This window comes from Embleya sp. NPDC020886 (assembly GCF_044333915.1).
Lineage (GTDB): Bacteria > Actinomycetota > Actinomycetes > Streptomycetales > Streptomycetaceae > Embleya.
The window spans coordinates 1-20,054 of the sequence record NZ_JBIRRX010000003.1 but is presented as its reverse complement, the minus strand read 5'-3'; the positions used below and the strand labels follow the sequence as shown (position 1 = coordinate 20,054).

General features: G+C 71.7%; 16 protein-coding genes, 1 pseudogene and 1 riboswitch. Of the genes and pseudogenes, 8 read left to right on the top strand and 9 right to left on the bottom strand.

What is annotated here, in order from left to right; translation table 11 throughout:
* Positions 1-4: 4 nt before the first annotated feature.
* On the bottom strand, positions 5-526 hold the full coding sequence (locus ACH4U8_RS11115; RefSeq protein ID WP_395777049.1) for a hypothetical protein: 522 nt from the start codon (positions 524-526) through the stop codon (positions 5-7).
* A gap of 619 nt (positions 527-1,145) precedes the next feature.
* Between ACH4U8_RS11115 and ACH4U8_RS11110 the strand changes: the two genes are divergently transcribed.
* The 6 genes from ACH4U8_RS11110 to ACH4U8_RS11085 all read left to right on the top strand — a co-directional run bounded on the left by ACH4U8_RS11110 (position 1,146) and on the right by ACH4U8_RS11085 (position 7,403).
* Positions 1,146-1,586, top strand: coding sequence for a pyridoxamine 5'-phosphate oxidase family protein (locus tag ACH4U8_RS11110; RefSeq protein ID WP_395777047.1), 441 nt, complete (start codon positions 1,146-1,148; stop codon positions 1,584-1,586).
* Between the two features lie 19 nt (positions 1,587-1,605).
* Positions 1,606-1,776, top strand: a riboswitch (cobalamin riboswitch).
* Positions 1,777-1,975: 199 nt separating this feature from the next.
* Positions 1,976-3,475, top strand: coding sequence for a CoA-acylating methylmalonate-semialdehyde dehydrogenase (locus ACH4U8_RS11105; protein WP_360321459.1), 1,500 nt, complete (start codon positions 1,976-1,978; stop codon positions 3,473-3,475).
* Positions 3,476-3,479: 4 nt separating this feature from the next.
* On the top strand, positions 3,480-4,622 hold the full coding sequence (locus tag ACH4U8_RS11100; protein WP_360321456.1) for an acyl-CoA dehydrogenase family protein: 1,143 nt from the start codon (positions 3,480-3,482) through the stop codon (positions 4,620-4,622).
* Positions 4,619-5,692, top strand: a complete 1,074-nt coding sequence (locus ACH4U8_RS11095; RefSeq protein ID WP_395777046.1) for an enoyl-CoA hydratase/isomerase family protein — start codon at positions 4,619-4,621, stop codon at positions 5,690-5,692. The genes ACH4U8_RS11100 and ACH4U8_RS11095 overlap by 4 nt, the downstream gene beginning before the upstream one ends.
* The gene (gene mmsB, locus ACH4U8_RS11090) at positions 5,689-6,630 is read left to right on the top strand and encodes a 3-hydroxyisobutyrate dehydrogenase (RefSeq protein ID WP_395777044.1); all 942 of its coding nucleotides are present in this window, start codon (positions 5,689-5,691) and stop codon (positions 6,628-6,630) included. The genes ACH4U8_RS11095 and mmsB overlap by 4 nt, the downstream gene beginning before the upstream one ends.
* Entirely contained in the window at positions 6,627-7,403 is a 777-nt protein-coding gene (locus ACH4U8_RS11085) for an enoyl-CoA hydratase (RefSeq protein ID WP_379987966.1), read from the top strand. The genes mmsB and ACH4U8_RS11085 overlap by 4 nt, the downstream gene beginning before the upstream one ends.
* A gap of 12 nt (positions 7,404-7,415) precedes the next feature.
* Here the strand turns inward: ACH4U8_RS11085 and ACH4U8_RS11080 are convergent, their stop codons facing one another.
* From ACH4U8_RS11080 to ACH4U8_RS11055, 6 genes are all read right to left on the bottom strand, one after another.
* Positions 7,416-7,931, bottom strand: a complete 516-nt coding sequence (locus tag ACH4U8_RS11080) for a S26 family signal peptidase (protein WP_395777042.1) — start codon at positions 7,929-7,931, stop codon at positions 7,416-7,418.
* Between the two features lie 12 nt (positions 7,932-7,943).
* Positions 7,944-9,809, bottom strand: a complete 1,866-nt coding sequence (locus tag ACH4U8_RS11075; RefSeq protein WP_395777040.1) for an ABC transporter ATP-binding protein — start codon at positions 9,807-9,809, stop codon at positions 7,944-7,946.
* A complete protein-coding gene (locus ACH4U8_RS11070; RefSeq protein ID WP_395777038.1) occupies positions 9,806-10,363 on the bottom strand; it encodes a hypothetical protein in 558 nt (185 codons plus the stop codon). The genes ACH4U8_RS11075 and ACH4U8_RS11070 overlap by 4 nt, the downstream gene beginning before the upstream one ends.
* Before the next feature lie 2 nt (positions 10,364-10,365).
* Positions 10,366-10,917 carry a MauE/DoxX family redox-associated membrane protein gene (locus tag ACH4U8_RS11065; protein WP_395777036.1) on the bottom strand — a complete coding sequence of 184 codons (552 nt, stop codon included), beginning with the start codon at positions 10,915-10,917 and terminating at the stop codon, positions 10,366-10,368.
* Between the two features lie 145 nt (positions 10,918-11,062).
* On the bottom strand, positions 11,063-11,263 hold the full coding sequence (locus ACH4U8_RS11060) for a hypothetical protein (RefSeq protein WP_360321432.1): 201 nt from the start codon (positions 11,261-11,263) through the stop codon (positions 11,063-11,065).
* 255 nt (positions 11,264-11,518) lie between these two features.
* Positions 11,519-12,730 (bottom strand): hypothetical protein, encoded by a 1,212-nt coding sequence (locus ACH4U8_RS11055; RefSeq protein ID WP_395777034.1) that lies wholly within the window; start codon positions 12,728-12,730, stop codon positions 11,519-11,521.
* 372 nt (positions 12,731-13,102) lie between these two features.
* On the opposite strand from ACH4U8_RS11055, the gene ACH4U8_RS11050 reads away from it, so the two are divergent.
* Together ACH4U8_RS11050 and ACH4U8_RS11045 are read left to right on the top strand one after the other, a co-directional pair.
* Positions 13,103-15,028 carry a protein kinase gene (locus tag ACH4U8_RS11050; protein ID WP_395777032.1) on the top strand — a complete coding sequence of 642 codons (1,926 nt, stop codon included), beginning with the start codon at positions 13,103-13,105 and terminating at the stop codon, positions 15,026-15,028.
* Between the two features lie 166 nt (positions 15,029-15,194).
* Positions 15,195-15,575, top strand: a complete 381-nt coding sequence (locus ACH4U8_RS11045) for a DUF6907 domain-containing protein (RefSeq protein ID WP_395777030.1) — start codon at positions 15,195-15,197, stop codon at positions 15,573-15,575.
* Between the two features lie 272 nt (positions 15,576-15,847).
* On the opposite strand, the gene ACH4U8_RS11040 is transcribed toward ACH4U8_RS11045, so the two are convergent.
* Entirely contained in the window at positions 15,848-18,382 is a 2,535-nt protein-coding gene (locus tag ACH4U8_RS11040) for an ABC transporter permease (RefSeq protein ID WP_395777028.1), read from the bottom strand.
* Between the two features lie 146 nt (positions 18,383-18,528).
* A pseudogene (locus ACH4U8_RS11035) lies at positions 18,529-19,296 on the bottom strand (ABC transporter ATP-binding protein); the annotation flags it as partial.
* Between the last annotated feature and the right edge of the window lie 758 nt (positions 19,297-20,054).

Below are 20,054 nucleotides of genomic sequence, written 5' to 3'. Positions count from 1 at the left end.
GTGTTCAGTGGTGGGCCGTGACGATCGCGCGCTCGCGCGGGCCGGTCCGGGGGTGCAGGTAGCCGATCGTGGCGGCGGTCACGTCCCGGAAGCCGACCAGTTCGGCTTCGTCGGCCAGCGCGAGGGCGGCGAGCCAGGACAGGCCGGGGACCTTCCCGAGGGCCCGGCCGGCCCGGGGCGGATCGTCGGCCACCACCAGGCCGCCGGTGCCGGCCGACGACCAGGCGCGGACCCGTTCCAGGATCGAACGCAGGCCCCGGGTCGGGTGGTTCGGCCGGCAGCCGAGGCCGTCGGCGTAGACGACGATCCGGGCACCGCTCGGCAACGTCCGGTCCAAAACGTCCGCACGCACGACGTCGACGCCTTGGCCGCGGGCCGGGTCGACGGCCTCCGGTGGCACGTCCACGGCGAGCACCCGGTGTCCGGCGCGCGCCAGTTCGGCTTCGACCGGCCCGGTGCCGCGGCCCAGGCTCAGCAGTACCGGGTCGGGGCCTCGGTCCAGTAGGCGGGCCAGCTGGGCGACCATCCAGATCCGGTATTCGGGGTCGTAGGTCGCGGGCGTGCGTAAATCCCCCGCGCGAACGCCGTGTCCACGCTTCGGCCGGCGGCCGGGGCGGCCGCCGGGGGCCGCGCTGCAGCCAACGCGCGGCGATTCGAGGTCGGTCATCGTTTCCTCGTATTCCTGGCAGGCGTCCGGCAGCCGCACGGCGGCCGGACGGGTGGATCAAGTGGGTGGGCCCGGGGGCGGCGGCGGGCGGGGCGCCCGGTGTCGCGTGTGCATCCGTGCCCGGCCGCTCGGCCGCCGACGCGCGCATCGGACGGAGCACGGAAGCACCGGCAGGGCGCACTCCCCCGAAGCGCACGCCCTGCGACCTCGACGTCCCGCGGGGACCGCTGCTCCCCGATCCCCCGCCGGCCGAGGACCTTCGCCGAACCCGACCGGGCCCAACGGCCCTGCTCGACCGCACGGACCGGGAGCAGAGTCGGGGGTGCGGCCGACCCACCGGGTCGGCCCGCACGGAGAGCGCGGTCGAGCCCGGCCGTATTTGCTTCGTGCGCAGCCGAGGTCGGCCCGGCCGCCGCACCCATCGCCCGGGGAAGCGGCCGGACCGGCCCCCGGTCGGGGGCGGGCCAAAGGGTTGGAAATGAGCGAAGACGCCGTGCTGAAACGTCCCCTCGGTCGCCATGAGGCGTTGCGGTTGATGGCCAACGCCCGACTGGGACGCGTCGTGGTGAGCGAGGGCGCGCTGCCGGCCGTGCACCTGGTGGCGTTCGCCGTCGATCGCGAGTGTGTGGTGTTCCGGGCCCCGCTCGACTCCTCGCTCGCGAAGGCCGCGCACGACGCGGTGGTCGCGTTCCAGGCCGACCACGTCGACCGGGCCACCCGCACCGGCTGGACGGGCACCGTGACCGGACACGCCTCCCGGGTCGGCGATCCGCACGTCGTCGCCCACCTGGATCGTCTGCTGCCCGACCTCGACGGCCTCGGCGAGGATCAGGTGTGGATCCGGGTCACCTCGGAACTCGTCACCGGACTCGCCCTCGAACGCCGGCCGTCGGGTCACAGCCGGCACTGGACTTACTAGGACGTCCGACTATATCGTCTTCAACTACAAGGTCCGCGGTGCAGGGAAGTCGGTGTGAATCCGGCATGGTCCCGCCACTGTGACCGGGGAGTGCGCTGCCGCAGCACCAAGCCACTGGCGAAGGCCGGGAAGGCGGGCATCGTGCGTCGATCCGGAAGTCAGGATACCGGCCGCGGGTATATCCGTGTTGTCCACGAGGATGGAGCAAACACGCATGACACCGGTCCGCGCCCTCGCCCCGGATGATCCTGCGAACGTCGAACCCACCAGGTTTTCCTGACCACTTCGACGTCGACCCGCACCGGGCAACCACGCGCACCCGCGCCGACGTTGCGCACCCGGGTCGTGCCCCGACCTCCGGATCGCACCCGACGAGAGACAGGTCGTTCATGGTCCGCGAACTTTCCCATTTCATCGGCGGCAAGCACGTCCCCGGCGCATCCGGCGCGTTCGGCGACGTGTACGACCCCAACACCGGTCGAGTACAGGCACGCGTTCCGCTCGCGGATCGCGCCGACACCCTGGCCGCCATCGCCGACGCCGAGCAGGCCCAACCCGCGTGGGCCGCCTGGAACCCGCAGCGGCGCGCCCGAGTCCTGGCCCGCTTCCTGCAACTGGTCGAACCCGAACGCGAGTCGCTGGCCCGGCTGCTGTCGGCCGAGCACGGCAAGACCATCGCCGACGCCCACGGCGACCTGCAACGCGGCCTGGAGGTCGTGGAGTTCGCCACCGGCATCCCGCACCTGCTCAAGGGCGAGTTCACCGACAACGCGGGCTCCGGCATCGATGTGCACTCGATGCGCCAACCCCTCGGCGTGGTCGCCGGCATCACCCCGTTCAACTTCCCGGCGATGATCCCGCTGTGGAAGATCGCGCCGGCCATCGCCTGCGGCAACGCGTTCGTGCTCAAGCCCTCGGAGCGCGACCCCTCGGTGCCACTGCGCCTGGCCGAACTCTTCGTCGAGGCGGGCCTGCCGCCCGGCGTGCTGAACGTGGTCCACGGCGGCAAGGAGAGCGTCGACACACTCCTGACCGACCCGCGCGTACAGGCCCTGGGCTTCGTCGGCTCGACCGCGATCGCCGAGTACGTCTACACCTCCGCCACCGCGAACGGCAAGCGCGCCCAGTGCTTCGGCGGCGCCAAGAACCACCTGATCGTGATGCCGGACGCGGACCTCGACCAGGTCGTCGAGGCGCTGATCGGTGCCGGCTACGGCTCCGCCGGGGAACGCTGCATGGCCATCTCCGTGGCGGTTCCGGTCGGCGCGGAGACCGCCGACGCGCTGGTGGAAAAGCTCGTCGCCCGGATCGCCACGCTGCGCGTGGGCCCCTCGCACGACCCGGACGCCGACTTCGGCCCGCTGGTCGGCCGGGACGCGCTCGATCGGGTGCACGGCTACCTGGACATCGGCGTCGCCGAGGGCGCCAAGCTGCTCGTGGACGGCCGCGACGTGCGCGTACCCGGCCACGAGGACGGCTACTTCGTCGGCGCGTCGCTGTTCGACCACGTGACGACCTCGATGCGGGTGTACCGCGAGGAGATCTTCGGCCCGGTGTTGTCCGTGGTCCGCGCGGCCTCCTACGAAGACGCGCTGCGGCTGCCGAGCGAGCACGAGTACGGCAACGGCGTGGCCATCTTCACCCGGGACGGCGACACCGCCCGCGACTTCGGCCGCCGGGTGAACACCGGCATGGTCGGCGTCAACGTGCCCATCCCGGTGCCGGTGGCCTATCACACCTTCGGTGGCTGGAAACGATCCGGATTCGGCGACCTCAACCAGCACGGGCCCGACTCGATCCGCTTCTACACCCGGACCAAGACGATCACCTCGCGCTGGCCCTCGACCGCGCGCGAGAGCGCGAACTTCGACATCCCCACGATGGACTGACCCGGTGACCACGCTCACCGACGACCAGCTCGCGATCGTCGAAACCACCCGGGACTTCGCCCGCGAACACCTCGCCCCGAACGCGATCGAATGGGATCGCACCAGCCACTTCCCCGTCGACGTCCTGCGCAAGGGCGCCGACCTCGGCCTCGGCGGCATCACCGTCCGCGAGGACGCGGGCGGTTCGGGGCTCGATCGGCTCGACTCCGCGCTGATCCACGAGGCGCTGGCGGGCGGTTGCCCGACCATCGCCGCCTACTACTCGATCCACAACATGGTCGCCGCGACCATCGACCGGCACGGTACGCCGGAGCAGCGCGCCCGCTGGCTCCCGGGGCTGTGCTCGATGCGCGATCTGGCCGGCTACTGCCTGACCGAGCCGGGAGCCGGCTCCGACGCCGCCGCGCTGCGCACCCGCGCCACCCGCGACGGCGACGACTATCTCCTGCACGGCGTCAAGCAGTTCATCTCCGGCGCCGGCTCCGCCGCGGTGTACCTGGTGATGGCGCGCACCGGCGCCGACGGCGCCGACGGCATCTCCGCGTTCGTCGTGCAGGGCGACGCCGACGGGCTGTCCTTCGGGCCCAACGAACGCAAGATGGGCTGGCACGCCCAGCCCACCCGCCAGGTGATCCTGGACGGCGTGCGGGTGCCCGCAGGCCACCGGCTCGGCGCCGAGGGCGACGGGTTCAAGATCGCGATGGGCGCCCTCGACGGCGGCCGGATCGGCATCGCCGCCTGCTCGTTGGGTGGCGCGCAAGCCGCGCTGGATGCCGCCGTGCGCCATCTCACCGACCGCGAGGCGTTCGGCTCGGCGCTCATCGACGCGCAGGCCCTGCGCTTCCAACTCGCGGACATGGCCACCGAACTGGAGGCCGCCCGCACCCTGGTGTGGCACGCCGCCTCCTCGCTCGACGAGGGCGACCCCAGGGCCTCGCAACTGTGCGCGATGGCCAAGCGGTTCGCCACCGACACCGCCTTCTCGGTGGCCGACCGGGCACTGCAACTGCACGGCGGATACGGCTACCTCGCCGACTACGGCATCGAGAAGATCGTTCGCGATCTGCGGGTGCACCGCATTCTCGAAGGAACCAACGAGATCATGCGCGTGATCGTCGCGCGCGGACTGATCGGAGCGGCCCGATGACCCCGACCACGGACCAGGATCCGGTACTGACCCACCGGCAGGCGGCACTGGGCCGGATCGTGCTGAACCGGCCCAGGGCGCTGAACGCGCTCACCCACGACATGGTGTCGCGGATCGACGCCGCGCTGACCGCGTGGGAACACGACGACGACGTACGGCTGGTGGCGATCACCGGCGCGGGCGAGCGCGGGCTGTGCGCGGGCGGCGACATCCGCGCCATCCACGCCGACGCCGTCTCCGGCGGCACCGCGAGTCTGGACTTCTGGCGCGACGAGTACCGGCTCAACGCCCGCATCGCCCGCTACCCCAAGACCTACGTCGCCGTCATGGACGGCATCGTGATGGGCGGCGGGGTCGGCATCTCCGCGCACGGCGGCCTGCGCATCGTCACCGAACGCTCGACCGTCGCCATGCCCGAGACCGGCATCGGATTCGTCCCCGACGTCGGCGGCACCCACCTGCTCGCCCGCGCCCCGGGCGAGTCGGGCACCCACCTGGCGCTGACCGGCTCCGCCATCGGCCCCGGCGACGCCATCACCTGCGGCCTCGCCGACCACTTCGTGCCCTCGCATCGGCTGGACGCGATGCTCGACGCGCTGGCCACCGGCGAACCGGCCGACGTCCTCGCGCGCTTCGCCGAACCGGCCCCCACCGGCGAACTCGCCGAGCGGCGCGCCTGGATCGACGCGTGCTACGCGGGCGACAGTGTCGAGGAGATCCTCGATCGCCTGGACCACAGCGGGGATCCGGCGGCCGGGCAGGCCGCCGAGCAGATCCGCGCCAAGTCGCCCACCGCGCTCAAGGTGACCCTGGCGAGCCTGCGCCGGGCCCGCGAACTCGGTTCGCTGGAGGCCGTGTTGGCGCAGGAGTACCGGGTGTCGAGCGCGGCGCTGCGGACGCCCGACCTCGCCGAGGGCATCCGCGCCCAGGTGATCGACAAGGATCGCGCCCCGCGCTGGTCGCCCCCGACGCTCGACGCCGTGCGGCCCGAGGACGTGGCCCGATTCTTCCGCGCACCGGCCGAGGGCGCCTCGGGTCCGGAATTCACGACCGCGGAGGCCGGCCGATGACCACCCGCGTCGCCTTCATCGGACTGGGCAACATGGGCGGCCCGATGGCCGCCAACCTGGTCGCCGCCGGACACGTCGTCACCGGCTTCGACCTGGCCCCGCAGGCCCTGGAGCCGGCCCGGGACCACGGTGTGCGGATCGCCGCGTCACCCGCGGCGGCGGTCGCCGACGCGGACGTGGTGATCACCATGTTGCCCAGCGGCACCCACGTCCTGGACTGTTACCGGGGCCCGAACGCGCTGCCGGCCGCCGCGCCGGCCGACGCGGTGTTCGTCGACTGTTCCACGATCGACGTCGCCGACGCGCACGCCGCGCACGCCGCGGTGCGCGAATCCGGTCGCCGCGCCCTGGACGCGCCGGTCTCCGGTGGTGTGGTCGGCGCGGTCGCCGGCACGCTCACCTTCATGGTCGGCGCCGACGACGCGGACTTCGCCGCGATCGAGCCGCTGCTGACCGCGATGGGCCGGCGGGTCGTGCACTGCGGGCCGCCCGGCGCCGGACAGGCCGCGAAGATCTGCAACAACATGATCCTGGGCGCCACGATGATCGCGGTGAGCGAGGCGTTCGTCCTGGGCGAGCACCTCGGACTCTCGCACCAGGCGCTGTTCGACGTCGCCTCGGCCGCCTCCGGGCAGTGCTGGGCACTGACCACGAACTGCCCGGTACCCGGGCCGGTTCCGGCGAGTCCGGCCAACCACGACTACCGGCCCGGGTTCGCCGGCGCGCTGATGGCCAAGGACCTGCGGCTGGCCGCCAACGCGATCCGCGCCGGCGGCGTGGCGGCCGAACTGGGCCTGCACGCGGCCGAGATGTACGCGGCCTTCGCCGAGAACGGCGGCGCCGACCGCGACTTCTCCGCCGTCGTCCACGCCATTCGGGAGCAGACCGCCACCGGCGCCACCGCCACCGCCACCGCCGAAGGGAACGACCCCGCATGACCGAGTACGAGACGATCCTGGTCGAGCGGCACGAGCGCACGGCGCTGATCACGCTCAACCGTCCCAAGGCACTCAACGCCCTCAACCTGCGGGTGATGGCCGAGGTGGTCGACGCCGCGACCACCCTCGACCGCGACCCCGACGTCGGCGCGCTGGTGATCACCGGGTCCGCGAAGGCGTTCGCCGCGGGTGCCGACATCAAGGAGATGCAACCCAACGACTATCTCGACGTCTACCTCTCCGACTGGTTCTCCGCGTGGGACCGACTCGGCGACGTCCGCAAGCCCACCATCGCGGCGGTCTCCGGCTACGCGCTGGGCGGCGGGTGCGAACTCGCGATGTTGTGCGACATCCTGCTCGCCGCCGACACCGCCGTCTTCGGCCAGCCCGAGATCAAGCTCGGCGTCATCCCCGGCATCGGCGGCTCGCAACGACTGACCCGCGCGATCGGCAAGGCCAAGGCGATGGACCTGTGTCTGACCGGACGCACGATGAACGCGGACGAGGCCGAACGCGCCGGCCTGGTCTCGCGCATCGTGCCCGCGGCCGACCTGCTCACCGAGGCCCTGGCCACCGCCGCGACCATCGCGGGCATGTCCACGCCGATCGCGATGATGGCCAAGGAGAGCGTCAACCGCGCCTTCGAGACCACCCTGGCCGAGGGCGTGCGCTTCGAACGGCGGCTGTTCCACGCCACCTTCGCGACGGCGGACCAGAAGGAGGGCATGGCGGCGTTCACCGAGAAGCGCCCGCCGTCGTTCCGACACCGCTGAGCCGGCGGCCGCTCAGCGGCGGGTGTGGAGTCTGCGCACGACCACGCCGAGGATGTCGGCGCGTTCGAGATAGCCGAGCCGGCGGGAATCGTGACTGTGTGCCGCGTTGTCGCCCAACAGGACGAACCGGTGCGGCGGTACCGGCCGGCCGGCCTCGGCGGCGAGCGCGGGACCCAGGCCCCGCGGAACCGGGTCGCCGGGGCCGGCCACGACCCGCTTGATCATCCGGCCCCGGGCCTGCGGCGGCGCACCAACGGCCGGTCGGCCGGACGTCGCGCGCGTCGGGCCCGGCTCCCCCGGCGGGTCACCGGAGGGTGGTCGCCACTCGGCGACCACCACCCGCCCGGCGGCCGGGTCGGCGTGCCCGCGCCGGCCCGGCCGGCGCACCAACACCCGGTCGCCGCTGCGGTACGTCGGTTCCATGCTGGCACCGGCGACGGTGATCACGATCAGCCGGCGCCGGGCCGCCAGGGCGGCCCCGAACACCACGACCAACACCGGCACCAGCCTGCCGCGCGGCAGCCACACGGGAGTACCTCCTCAGGAGACGGGCGAGTCGGGGATGTCGTCGGATCCGCGCCGATAACCGCCGGCCTGCATCGTGAACAACCGGGCGTAGGCCCCGCCGGCCCGCATCAGCTCGTCGTGCGTGCCCTGTTCGCCGATCCGGCCGTCTTCGAGCACCACCAGCAGGTCCGCGTCGCGCAGTGCACCGAGCCGGTGCGAGATCAACAGGCTCGTCCGGCCCGCGCGGTGTTCGCGCAGCCGCAGATGAATCTCCTGCTCGGCCTCGGCGTCGAGCCCGGAGCTGGGTTCGTCCAGGATCAGCAGGTCGGCGTCGGCGCGCAGCAACGACCGGGCCAGGGCGATGCGTTGCCACTGTCCGCCGGAGAGCACCACGCCGGTGCCCGGGTCGTCCCGGTCCTCCTCGGAGAAGAAGATCCGGCTGAGCATGGTGCGGTAGCCGTCGGGCAGGCGCGATATCGCGTCGTGCATGCCGGCCAGGCGCGCGGCCCGCTCGACGGCGTCCGGTTCGGTCAGCCGGTCCAGGTCGCCGAGTGCGATGTTCTCGCCGGCGGTGAGGTCGTACTCCATGTAGTCCTGGAAGGTGGCCCCGATCCGCCGGCGCAACTCGGCCGGGTGGAACTCCCGCAGGTCGATCCCGTCCCACGACACCCGGCCCCGGTCCGGGTCGTACAGCCGGCACAGGAGCTTGATGAGCGTCGTCTTGCCCGCGCCGTTGAGTCCGACCAATCCCACGGAACTCCCGGCGGGAATGCTGAGGTTCACCCCGCGCAGCACCCAGGGATGGGTCGGTCCGTAGCGAAACCACACGTCGTGCAGCTCGATGCCGTGCCGGAGCGTGGGCACCGGCTCCGGGCGGGAGCGCACCGGCAGGTCGTCCTTCGTCTCCCGGACCACGACGTAGTGGTCGAAGAGCAGGAGCGCCTGATGCCCGCCGGCGATGTCGTTGGCCAGCGCGGCAAGTGCCGTCTGTACGGCGGGCAGCGCGGCCACGAGCAGCGCGACGCCACCGATGCTGATGCCGCCCCGTCCCGCCTCCCGAACCGCCCACAGCAGGCCCAGCCCGGCCACCACCGAGGCGAGCACGCCGAGGCCGAGTTGGATCGCCAACTCCCGGCGGTCCACCGCCTGTTTCGCCGCGTCGGCCCGGCGGCGTTCGGCGAGCATGCGCCCGCGCAGGAAGCCGCCGATGCCGAACAGCCGGATCTCCTTGGCCGCCTGCAGGTTGGTCAACAGTTGGAAGTAGAACATCTCGCGGCGCTCCGCCGGCCCGATCTCCCAGAGCATCGCGGCCCGACGTCGACTCATCGCCAACTCGCCGAGCAGTACCGGGACTCCGGCCAGGAGCACGGCGGTCGCCAACAACGGGCTCAGCACCACGAGCGAGCCGAGGAAGCCGCCGATGGTGAGCGCACCGCCCAGCACCCCCAACGTGCTGTTGACCGCCTGCGTCGGCGTCATGCCGCCGGCCTGCTGGGCCAGCCGCAACCGGTCGAGAAAGCGCGGGTCCTCGAACCTGCTCAGGCCGGTCAGGTCGTCGACGGCCCGGTAGAGGCGGTCCTGGGCGCGCAGCGCGGTCGCGCGTTGCGTCTGGGCCTGGATGTACTGGGCCAGGTGCGGCACGGCGGCGGCGGCCACTCCGGTCGCGGCGAGCAGCGCGGCCGGCGCCAGGACCGCATCGATTCCGCCGCCCGCGGCGAGCCGGTCCAGGACCGCCCGCACGGTCCACGCGGCGGCGATGGGCAACACCGCGCCCAGGGCGGTCAGCAGGGTCAGCGCCGCGAGTTGCCGGGGCGCCGCCCGAAAGGCGAGGCCGGTCGCCGCCCGCAACACCGCGGCCAGCCGTCGCGGGCCCGGCGTCGACGTCGCCGGCGTGCTCACGAGGCCGCGGGCACGAGGGCCGGCAATACCCGATCGCCGACCGCCTCGACCACGAGTTCGTCCCCCACGGCGCGTACCCGACACATCACCGGGAAGGCGCGGGCCGCGAACGCCTCGGTCACCGGCCCGTCGATCGATTCGTGCACGACCCGGGCGACCGGCGCCAGTTCCTCGATCATCCCTCGGGTATCCGGGTCGTCGGCCGGCCCGCCCGCGATGACGACCAGGGCCGCGTCCGCGCGAGTCGCCCGCAACGCCGCCGCCACACGGGGCAGTTTCTCGTGACACGGCGGACACCCGGGCGACATGAACACCACCACGGTCCCGGTGTCCAGGTCGCGCCTGCCCAGCGGCCGGCCGTCGAGGGTGCGGGTCTCGAAAGCCCCGACCAGCGCTCCCGGCGGCAACATGCCGTCGTCGTCGATCGGTTGCGCGGACGGGTGTGGCCCCCGGGCCTGTTCGGCCCGCAGTCGCCGGACCAGGCCCACGGTCAGCAGGAGGTCGAGCAGGCACAACGCGCCGACGAGCACGACGGCCGCGATGAGATACGGCATGGTCACCCTTGCCCTTTCCGGACGGCGACGGGGAAGGCGTCGCGCAACAACTCGGATATGTCGTCGAGGACGGTCACCACGACACCCGCGACCAGTCCGATGCCGACGGTCACCGCGAGTGCGCCCGGCGCGTCCGGCAGGCCCCGGGAGGTCCCGACGGCGCCGATGATCGCCACCACGACCAGGAAGCCGTTGCGGGCGAGTTGCAGCGGACCGGTGTCGGTCGCGGACGCCCCGAAGCACCGGCACGACACTCGCACCCCGCGCCGCAGGGAGGCCGCCATCGCGAGGGTGAACGCGGCGAGCAGGCAGCCCGCCAGCGCGAACCCCACGAGCGCCGCCGGTCCCGACGACAGCAACAGGACGACCGCGGCCGCCTCCGCCCCGGCGACCAGGCGGGCCGCCGCACGGCCGCGGCGCGGCGACAACGCGACGAACGCCCGCACCGAGCGCACGAACGCCGCGAACGATGCCGCGGAACGCAGTTTGCTCACCACCGCGACCGCGAACACCACCACGAGCAGGGTCCGGCAGGCCATCGCGGCCGACTCCATGACGCGGAACTCCCTTCGCACCGAAGACTCGAACGAGGACACAGGGGTGCCGGTGGACCCGCGTGGGAGACCACCGACACCCCTCACTGCTCCGGTACGAGCCGAGACCGCGACCGTGCGCGAGAACTCGGCCGACCGGTCGGCGTCAGCAGCCGCAGTGGCCGTACGCGTAGTAGTAGCTGCCGTCGTCGCAGTTCATCCGGTACTGGGTGTACTTGCTCTGACCGGCACAACTGCCGTTGATGCACTTCGAGCCGGCCTTGTGGCAGGCGACCGCGTTCGCCGTACCTGCGGGAACGAACCGTTCCACGAGGCGATCGGCGATCGCCTGCACGAGCTTGGTCATGGATGTACCCCTTCGCTGAAGCCGCGTCGACGTGGCCGACGCGGTGGAACCGGAAGCGCCCCACCCGACCGGCGGGGCACGACCGAGCCTGGGCGAACGAGCCCGGCACACACAACGGCTCCGGTCTGTCCCGAACGGCGTCGAGACTGTCCGCCCTGGTCGGGCGGCATGTCCCGGCACCGTTCCGGACAGACCGGAACGCTTGTGCGGCACGATTTTCGAACCTGTCGGCGCTGCCCCGTCGGCGCTGCCCCGTCAGTCCTGCGGGATGTACACCGAGCACGTCGAGAACGCGTTGTCCCGCACGCACAGGAACAGCGCGTTCCACCGGCTGCTGTTGTCGCTCGCCGCCGTGGTCAACGTGTCGGAGCACGATTCGTCGGTCAGACCCCAGAGGGATCCATCCGGCCAACCGGCCTGCGCGGTACGGCTGTCGATCGCCGCGAGACAGGCGTCGGACGGGTTGTAGCGCTTGACCTCCGCCAGGAACTCCAGGTACTTGGGGTTCTGCCGCGAGGCTGCCCGGTCGTCCAGCGTCTTCTTGGCCGCGTCCTTCGCCTGCTGCGGCGCGTTCGGGTCCTGGATCGTGCGCAGCGCCTCGGTGCTCTCCTGCAGGGCCCTCTGCACCTGCGCCACGTCCTCCTTCTTCTTCGGCGCCGTCGTCGGATTCTGGACGGCCAGCAGCCCGTCGCTGATCGCCTCCAGGACCTTCGTGTTGAACGCCTTCTGGTCCGGCGGCAGCGTCGGATTCTGCAAATCCCTCGTGGCCATGGCCAGCTCGTCCGCGAGCTTCCGATAGACCGCCCGGTCCGCCGGTGGGACCTTCGGATCCTGACTCAGCCGGACCGCCTCGTTGATGCCCCGAACCAGCTTCGTGTAGGTCGCCTTGTCCGCCGGCGACGTCGTCGGACTCTGGATCACCTTCAGCGTGTTGTTGATCTCGTTCACGATCCGGGTGTACTGAGCCTTGTCCGCCGCTGGGGTCTTCGGGTCCTGAATGGCGTTCAACGCCTTGTTCAACCCGTCTCTGAGCTTCTGTTTCACGTCCTCCGGTACGTTCAACGCCGCGATCTTCGCCTCCGCCTCCTTCTTGGCGTCCGCCGGCGCCGGGCTCTGAGTGGGCGCCTGGGACTTCGAGGGCGACCCGGTGGCGGGCCCGCTCGACCCACCCGAACTCGGCGTGCCTGGTGGCTTCGGCGGCTGCGAACCGGGCGACGCCGGGGTGTTCGGGGTGTTCGGCTGCACCGGTTTGGGCGTGTTGGGCGCGGGGCTGTTCGGCTCCGACGCGGGCGGCTTGTACGGCGGCGGCGGCGGTGGCGGGGTCTGGGCGGGCACACCGGTCGTGTGCTGTCGGGCGGGAGCCTGCGTGACCGCCGCGGCGGCCGCAGCAGTGGGCAACGCGAGGGCGGCCGCCAGGCAGGAGGTACCCAGGACGCGGGAGATCTGTCGTCGTGCGGTTTTGGACATGGTCATTCCAGGTGTGTTCCGAGGGGCTGATGTGCCGTTGTCGGCTCGGCTCTGCCACTGAGGCGGCGCACGTTCACCGGAGACCAGGACTCAACGGTGCACACGTATCGACAGGACCAACTCTTCGCCCACTCGCCGGCCGTCGCAACCCAAGCGCCGGCGACAACCCCGTCCGGGTGGCTCGGATCAGCGGGCTCACCTGCGGCAACCGATCGTCCGACGCCGAGGTTCCGATCCGGTGTCGTGCCCTGTCGTGCGGTGCGGTGCGGTGCGGTGGGTGACGAACGGCGGCACTTCGGGGTGCACATCCGTCAACCGCGGCACCGGCCCGCGAGTGCGCGAGTACGCTCCGTGTCGAAGTAACCGCACAGGGTGGGACAGGGGTTGCCCGTGGTGGGTGTCGAAACAGTGGGGAATGGCCGGTATCGCCTCCTGGCACGGATCGGTGCCGGCGGAATGGGCATCGTCTGGCGGGCGTGGGACGAGTTGTTGCGGCGCCCGGTGGCGATCAAGTGCGCGCGGGTCAACGATCCGCAGAGCGTGCGACGACTCCGGGACGAGGCGGCCATCGCGGCGAGCTTCGACAGTCCGTACATCGTCACGGTGTTCGACCTGGTGGTCGAGCACGACACGTGGTGGCTGGTGATGGAATACGTCGAATCACGCAGCCTCGGGCAGTGCATGGCGCGGCCCGGGCAACGCCCGACGCCCGCGTGGGTCGCGTCGATCGGGTGGCAGATCGCGGAGGCGTTGCGGGAGGTACACGCGCATTCCGTCGTGCACGGGGACGTGACGCCGGAGAACATCCTGGTGACCGCGGACGGGACGGGCAAGCTGGCCGACTTCGGCATCTCGCGGGCGCTGGGAGCGGCGGGTACCGGGCCCCGGGACCGGGCCCTGCACGGAAAGCCCGGCTACCTCGCACCCGAGGTGGCCCGAGGCCGGGAAGTCGGTCGAGCCTCGGACATGTTCTCGCTCGGCGCGTCGTTGTTCGCCGTCCTCGAAGGGCAGGGGCCATACGGCAGCGCCGACGACCCGCGCACGCAATGGCGTCGGGCCCGCGAAGGCCGCATCGACAAACCCGTCGCCTCCGGGGAACTGACCGAGCTGCTGCAAGAATTGCTACGGGTACGACCCGGGCGTCGGCCCGGGCCGGCCGACGTGGCAGCCAGACTGCGCGCCCTGACCTCGCCGGACGACACGACCACGCCGTGGCCGCGAACCGGGATCGTCGCCGGGCCGGTGACCGGCTTCGGCACGCCGATGCCGGCCGCCGACACCACCTCGGGCGTCCGGCCGCCGTTCCGGTTCCTGCCCATTCCGCGCCGGCGCCCGCAGTCGTCGAAGCGGCCGTGGCCGCTCGTGGTCGGGGCAACGACCCTGGCCACGGTGGGAGTTCTCACTTGGTCGCCGCTCATCGACCCGAAACCGGCGCCCACGCCGGCCGCCGCCCGAACGATCCTCGTCGGCGACGAACGCACCGTCGATCCGTGCGCGCTGCTCGATCCCGCCTCCCTGACCCGCTTCGGCCGGACCGTGCTGGACTCGGCGCTCGGCGGCTTCCGGCGCTGCGACCTGCTCGTACACGGCGCCGAGGACCGGCGCGTGGCCGACGCGGAGCTGTCGTTCACCGAGGGCGGCCAGGAGTTGGGCCCACAACTGCGCACCCGGCGCATCGGTGACATCACCTTGATCGAAGGGGCCGACGACGCGCGGGAGTGCCCCCGGATCCTCCGACTCCCCGACGGCTACGTGGTCAAGGTGACCATCTCGAACCTGGCGAGCGAGCCGGTCGACCTGTGCGGCATGGCCGACGCCGTCACCACGCACGCGATCGACGTGCTCGGTCGCGGTCCCATCCCCCGACGCCCGTCCGCGCCGAGGGACGCCTCGTTGATCCGACTCGACGCGTGCGCGCTGCTCGATCCGGCCGCGCTCGCCCGGATGCCCACGATCGACGCCCAGCACCCAAACGCCGGTTTCGGCGACTGGAAATGCCGATGGCACAGCACCGTCGACAAGACCGCGATCATCCTGCGCTTCTACCAACGCGAGCCGCTCCCAGCCGACATCGGCCGACCGGAAATGATTGCGGACCGCCGGGCGTTCGTGACACCCGGCGAAGCGGACCGGGACCTGTGCACGATCCGTGTCGTGCATCGCACATATCCCAACGCCGCCCACCCGATCGTGGAACTCGTCCAGATCGAGGTCTACGCGGCGCAACCCCGGGAGCAACTGTGCGCCACCGCCGACCGACTCGGCGCCGCGGTGGTCGCGAAACTGCCCCGAGCGTGAGCCGGGCGAACGCTTTCGCGTCCGCCCGCACCCCGCAACTCACGTATGTGCCCGATCCACCCGAGCCGAGAGGCTTCCCGGGCGGGCCCGGCACTCGTATCCTGTCCGTGCCGACACGGCGGGGGGCCGCTCGGGGCACGCGGCATCGTGCCCGAACAGGGAAATCATGTCGGATCATCCGATCGAACCCATCCTGCGCGAAGGTTGTCCGTCCTGGTGCCGTGGGCACTTCGACGTCGAGACGCAGGCCGCCGCCCGGCTCCACCACCGCACCATCGGCGTCACCATCGAGGCGGGCTCGCCGATCCCGCAGAGCGTCACCAAAGCCAAGATCTGGGCGGAGTCCGGCCCGGACACCGCCCTGCGGGTGGCGATCGCCCGCTGCGTGCCGCCGCCCGGCCGACCCTGGCGGGTCGACCTGGACCCGGGGCAGGCTCGGAACCTGGCCAACCTGGCGGACGCCTTCGACCCACGCCTGGCCTCCGCACTCCGCACCGTCCTCGACAGAATCCCGGTGCCCCCGGTGCCGGGCGGCAACCTCTGGTAGATGACCGGCACTCGGCCGATGGTGGACGACCGGGGACTCGATGGCTGGTGGACGACCGGCGCTTGGCCGTTGGTGGACGACCGGCGCTCGGCCGTTGGTGGGCAACCGGCACTCGGCAGGGAACGGCCGTTGGTGAACAACCGGCACTCGGCGAGGAACGGCACAGCGCAGCAGGGTCGTTCCGCCTGTCGGCGTGGGTCGGGTCATGACATGCGGGGAGGCGGTCCCGGTCGCGTGGACGGCGCGGCCGGGACCGCCGGTCGGATGCCCGGCTAGTCGGTACGCAGCGCGGTGAGCACGTCGAGCCTGGCCGCGCGCCGGGCCGGCCAGGCCGCCGCCAGCACACCGACGATCGCGGCGAGGACCAGGAAGACGAGCACCCGGTCCCACGGAATCACCACGGTCAGGTCCGTCGTGGAGCGGGCCATGCCCTTGACCCCGCCGACCCCGGCGAGCAGACCCAGGAGCACGCCCAGGAGGCCGCCGAAGAGCGAGATGATCAGGGACTCCAGGCGGATCACCCTTCGGGTGCGCCGCCGGTCGAGCCCGATGGCGCGCATCATGCCGATCTCGCGGGTACGTTCGAAGACGGACATGGCCAGCGTGTTGACCACGCCGAGCACCGCGATGACGATCGCCATCGACAACAGCCCGTAGACGATGTTGAGCATGATGTCGAAGAGCTTGTTGAAGTCCTTGCGGACCTCCTTCGCCGTCTGCACGTTGATCGCCGGGCTGTTGCCGACCGCCTTGCGGAGCGTGTCGCGCATCGTGTCCCGCTGCTGCGGCGCGACCTTCGCGAGTACGAAGTCGTCGCCGACGACGTCGACATGCGGCGTCAGCGTCTGCAACGACACCGTGAGGCCACCGAGCAGCGGCGCCTCGTCGTAGATGCCGCCGATCGACAGCCGGCTCTGCCGCCCGTCCGGGAAGGTGACCGAAACCGGCGTCCCGACGCGCCACTTGCGGTCGTCGGCGGTCTGCTTCGACACCAGCAGTCCCGTCGCCAGGGATTGCGGGCCGCCCTGGGTGAACCTGGTCGTGAGCACCGAGAACGCGCTCGCCGGGTCGACGGCGGTGAGTTGGTGTTCCTTGCCGTCGACGCTCACCTGCGCCGAGCGGACCGGACTGACGGCGGTGACACCCGGCACCTTGGCGACCGTGGCGGCGATCTCCGGGGTGAGCGTCTGCCCGTCGGAGGAGGAACTGAGCACGAATTCGGCGGTGATGCCCTTGGACAGGGTGCGGTCCACGAGTTGTTTGAGCGACGTGCCGAAGATGGTCAGCGAGGTGACCAGCACCATGCCGATCATCAGGGCGGATGCGGTGGCGGCCGTGCGCCGCGGGTTGCGGGCCGCGTTCTGGTACGCGAGCCGGCCCTCGACCGGATGCACGCGTTGCAGCAGTGCGCCGAACAGCCGCACCGCCGGCGTGGCGATGAGCGGGGTGAGCACGATGACGCCGACCAGGACGATTCCCGCGCCGCCCATCACGGTGAACACCTTGGCGTTGCCGGTCGCCGAGCCCTTGATGCCCGCGAGCAGCACGATCCCGCCGAGCACGACGGTCAGGACGCCGGCGATGTTGCGCCGGCGCAGACTGGAGGTGCTGGGCGGCAGGTTCGTGCGCAGCGCCGCGACGGGCGGGATCTTGGCGGCTCGGCGTACCGGCAGCCAGGCGGCGAGCAGGGTGACGCCGATGCCGACGGCCAGGCTCCACAGGGCGGTTGCGCCGGTGACGACGGTCGGTCCCGAGGTGAGGTCGGCGCCGATGTTGTTGAGGATGCCGCGCAGGCCGACCGCGAGTCCGATGCCGATGACGAATCCGGCGAGTCCGGCGACGACGCCGACCGCGAGGGCCTCGAACATCACCGAGCGGGTCACCTGTTTGCGGGTGGCGCCGATGGCGCGCAACAGGGCCAGTTCGCGGGTGCGTTGGGCGACGAGCATGGCGAAGGTGTTGGCGATGATGAAGCTGCCGACGAACAGGGCGATGCCGGCGAAGACCAGAAGCAGTGTGCGCAGGGACGCGATCTCCTTGTTCACCTTGTCCCGGTCGTCTCGGCGCAGTGTGTCGCCGGTCAGGGCTTCGGCACCGGAGGGGACCAACGGGGCCGCCGCGGCGCGCAGTTGTTCCTGCGTGGTCCCGGGTTTCGCGTTCAGGCGCAGTTCGCCGTAGACGCCGGGCTCCAGGTAGAGCCCCTGCGCGGTGGCGGTGTCGAGGAGGGTGAGCGAGCCGCCGGCCTCGACGGCGGCGCTGTCCGTACCGAAGACGCCGACGACGGTCTGCTCCAGGACGGGCCCGCGGGCGACGATCCGGATCCGGTCTCCGACCCGGTATCCGGCGGCCTTGGCGGTCGCATCGTCGAGCGCCACCTCGCCCGCCTTGGCGGGCAGCCGGCCTGCGGTCAGTGTGTAGCGGGGGTCCTTGCCGTCGCGGCCGGGTACGGCGTTGGTGCCGGTCGCATTCGCCTTCTTCCGGACGAGTTTGCCGTCGCGGTCGACGACGGCGGTGAAGCCGGTGACGTGACCGGTGACCGACGCGGCGCCCGGCAGCGCGCGCAGCTTGGCCGCGAGTGGTTCGTCCAGGGGCGGTATCTGGAGGTGTTCGACGGCGTGCTTGGTACCGCGGACGTCGACCGCGATACCGCGGTGATCACGCAGCGCGGCCTCGGTCATGGCCTGCTTGAGGGTGTCGCCGAAGACCAGGACGGCCGCCACGAACGCGACGCCGAAGACGACGGCGAGCGCGGTGAGGGCGAGACGCACCTTGTAGGCGACGAGGTTGCGTAGGGAAGTGCGAAGCACGGTCGGGTCCTTCAGAGGGGGAGGGAGGAGGCGGTGGGGGTGGTGGGATCCGGGGTGGTGGGATCGGGGGTGGTCGTGGCGGGGGTGGTCGTAGCGGGGGTGGTGGCGGGTGTGGTGGGGACGGAGGTGGTGGCGGTGGCGGTGGGGGTGGTCGGCTTGCGGTTGAACGCGCGCATGCGTTCCAGCACCCGGTCGGTGGTGGGTGCGGGCATGTCGTCGACGATGCGCCCGTCGGCGAGGAACAGGACGCGGTCGGCGTAGGAGGCGGCGACGGCGTCGTGGGTCACCATCACGATGGTCTGACCGGCCTCGGTGACCGAGGCGCGCAGGAATTCGAGGACCTCGGTGCCCGAATGCGAGTCGAGGTTGCCGGTCGGTTCGTCCGCGAAGATGATCTCGGGCCGTCCGACCAGGGCGCGGGCACAGGCGACGCGCTGTTGTTGGCCGCCGGACAACTGGGCGGGCCGGTGGTCGAGGCGGTGGCCCAGGCCGACGGTCTCGATGACCTTGTCCAACCACTCGGGGTCGGCCCGTCGACCGGCGATGTCCAGCGGCAGGGTGATGTTCTCCAGGGCGGTCAGGGTCGGGAGCAGGTTGAACGCCTGGAAGACGAAGCCGAGTCGGTCACGCCGCAGGTGGGTGAGGGCGGTGTCGTCGAGCGAGGCGAGTTCGACGTCACCCAGCCGTACCGAGCCGCCGGAGATCCGGTCGAGACCCGCCATGCAGTGCATCAGCGTCGACTTGCCGGAGCCGGAGGGGCCCATGATCGCGGTGAACTCGCCACGGCGGAAGCCGACGGACACGTTGTCGAGGGCGCGGACTTGGGTGTCGGCTTGGCCGTAGGTCTTGGTGAGGGCTTGGGCTGTGGCGGCGTGGGGGGTGGGGTGGGTGGTGGTGTGGGTGGTCTGGGGGGTGGTGGTGTGGGGGGTGGGTTGGGCGGCGTGGCGGGGGGTGGGGTGGCGGGGGGTGGGGTGGCGGGGGGTGGGAGTGGGGGTGCCGGTGGGGGTGGTGTTCATTGGGTCTCCGGTGGTGGGCTGTGGGTGGGATGGCTTGGTGAGGGTGGGTGGGCGGATGGATGGGTGGATGGGCGGGTGGGTGGATGAGTTGGAATATTAGATCGACTGGTCGGTCTAATTTATCGACGGGCGTTGGGGGCGACGTCAGCCGTGGGGGCTATGGGCGGGTCCGCCGGAAGGTGGATGGGAGGGGGTGGGGGTACGCCGGAGGGGTTTGGGGCGGGGGTGGGGCGGGGGTGTTGGCCTGAGTTGTGGGCGTGGGGCGGGTGTTGGTTGGGGTGGGGTGCAATGGGCTTGGGTGGGTGGGGATTTGGGGTGGGGGTGGGTCGTGGGGCTGGTCGTGGGAGGGGTGGGGTGGGCTTGGCATTCGGCGGGACGGACGGGGGCGGGCTGGGTCGCGGGGTGGGGGCTTGGCATGCGGCGTGCGTGGAACTGGTCCGCGTGGGCTGGGTCGCGGGGGTGGGGAGGGATTGGGCTGTGGCGCGAGGCGACCCGGCCGGTTGGGCCGGGTCGCGAGCGGAGCGAGCGGGTGGGGGGCTTTCGGCGATGCAACGCTGCTTCTATTGGGCGCCTTCGGCGCCGGCTCGCGAGGCACCACTTTTTTGCTCCGTCGCAGGCTCCTCCACAAAAAAGTGGCCCCTCGCTCGTGACTTCGT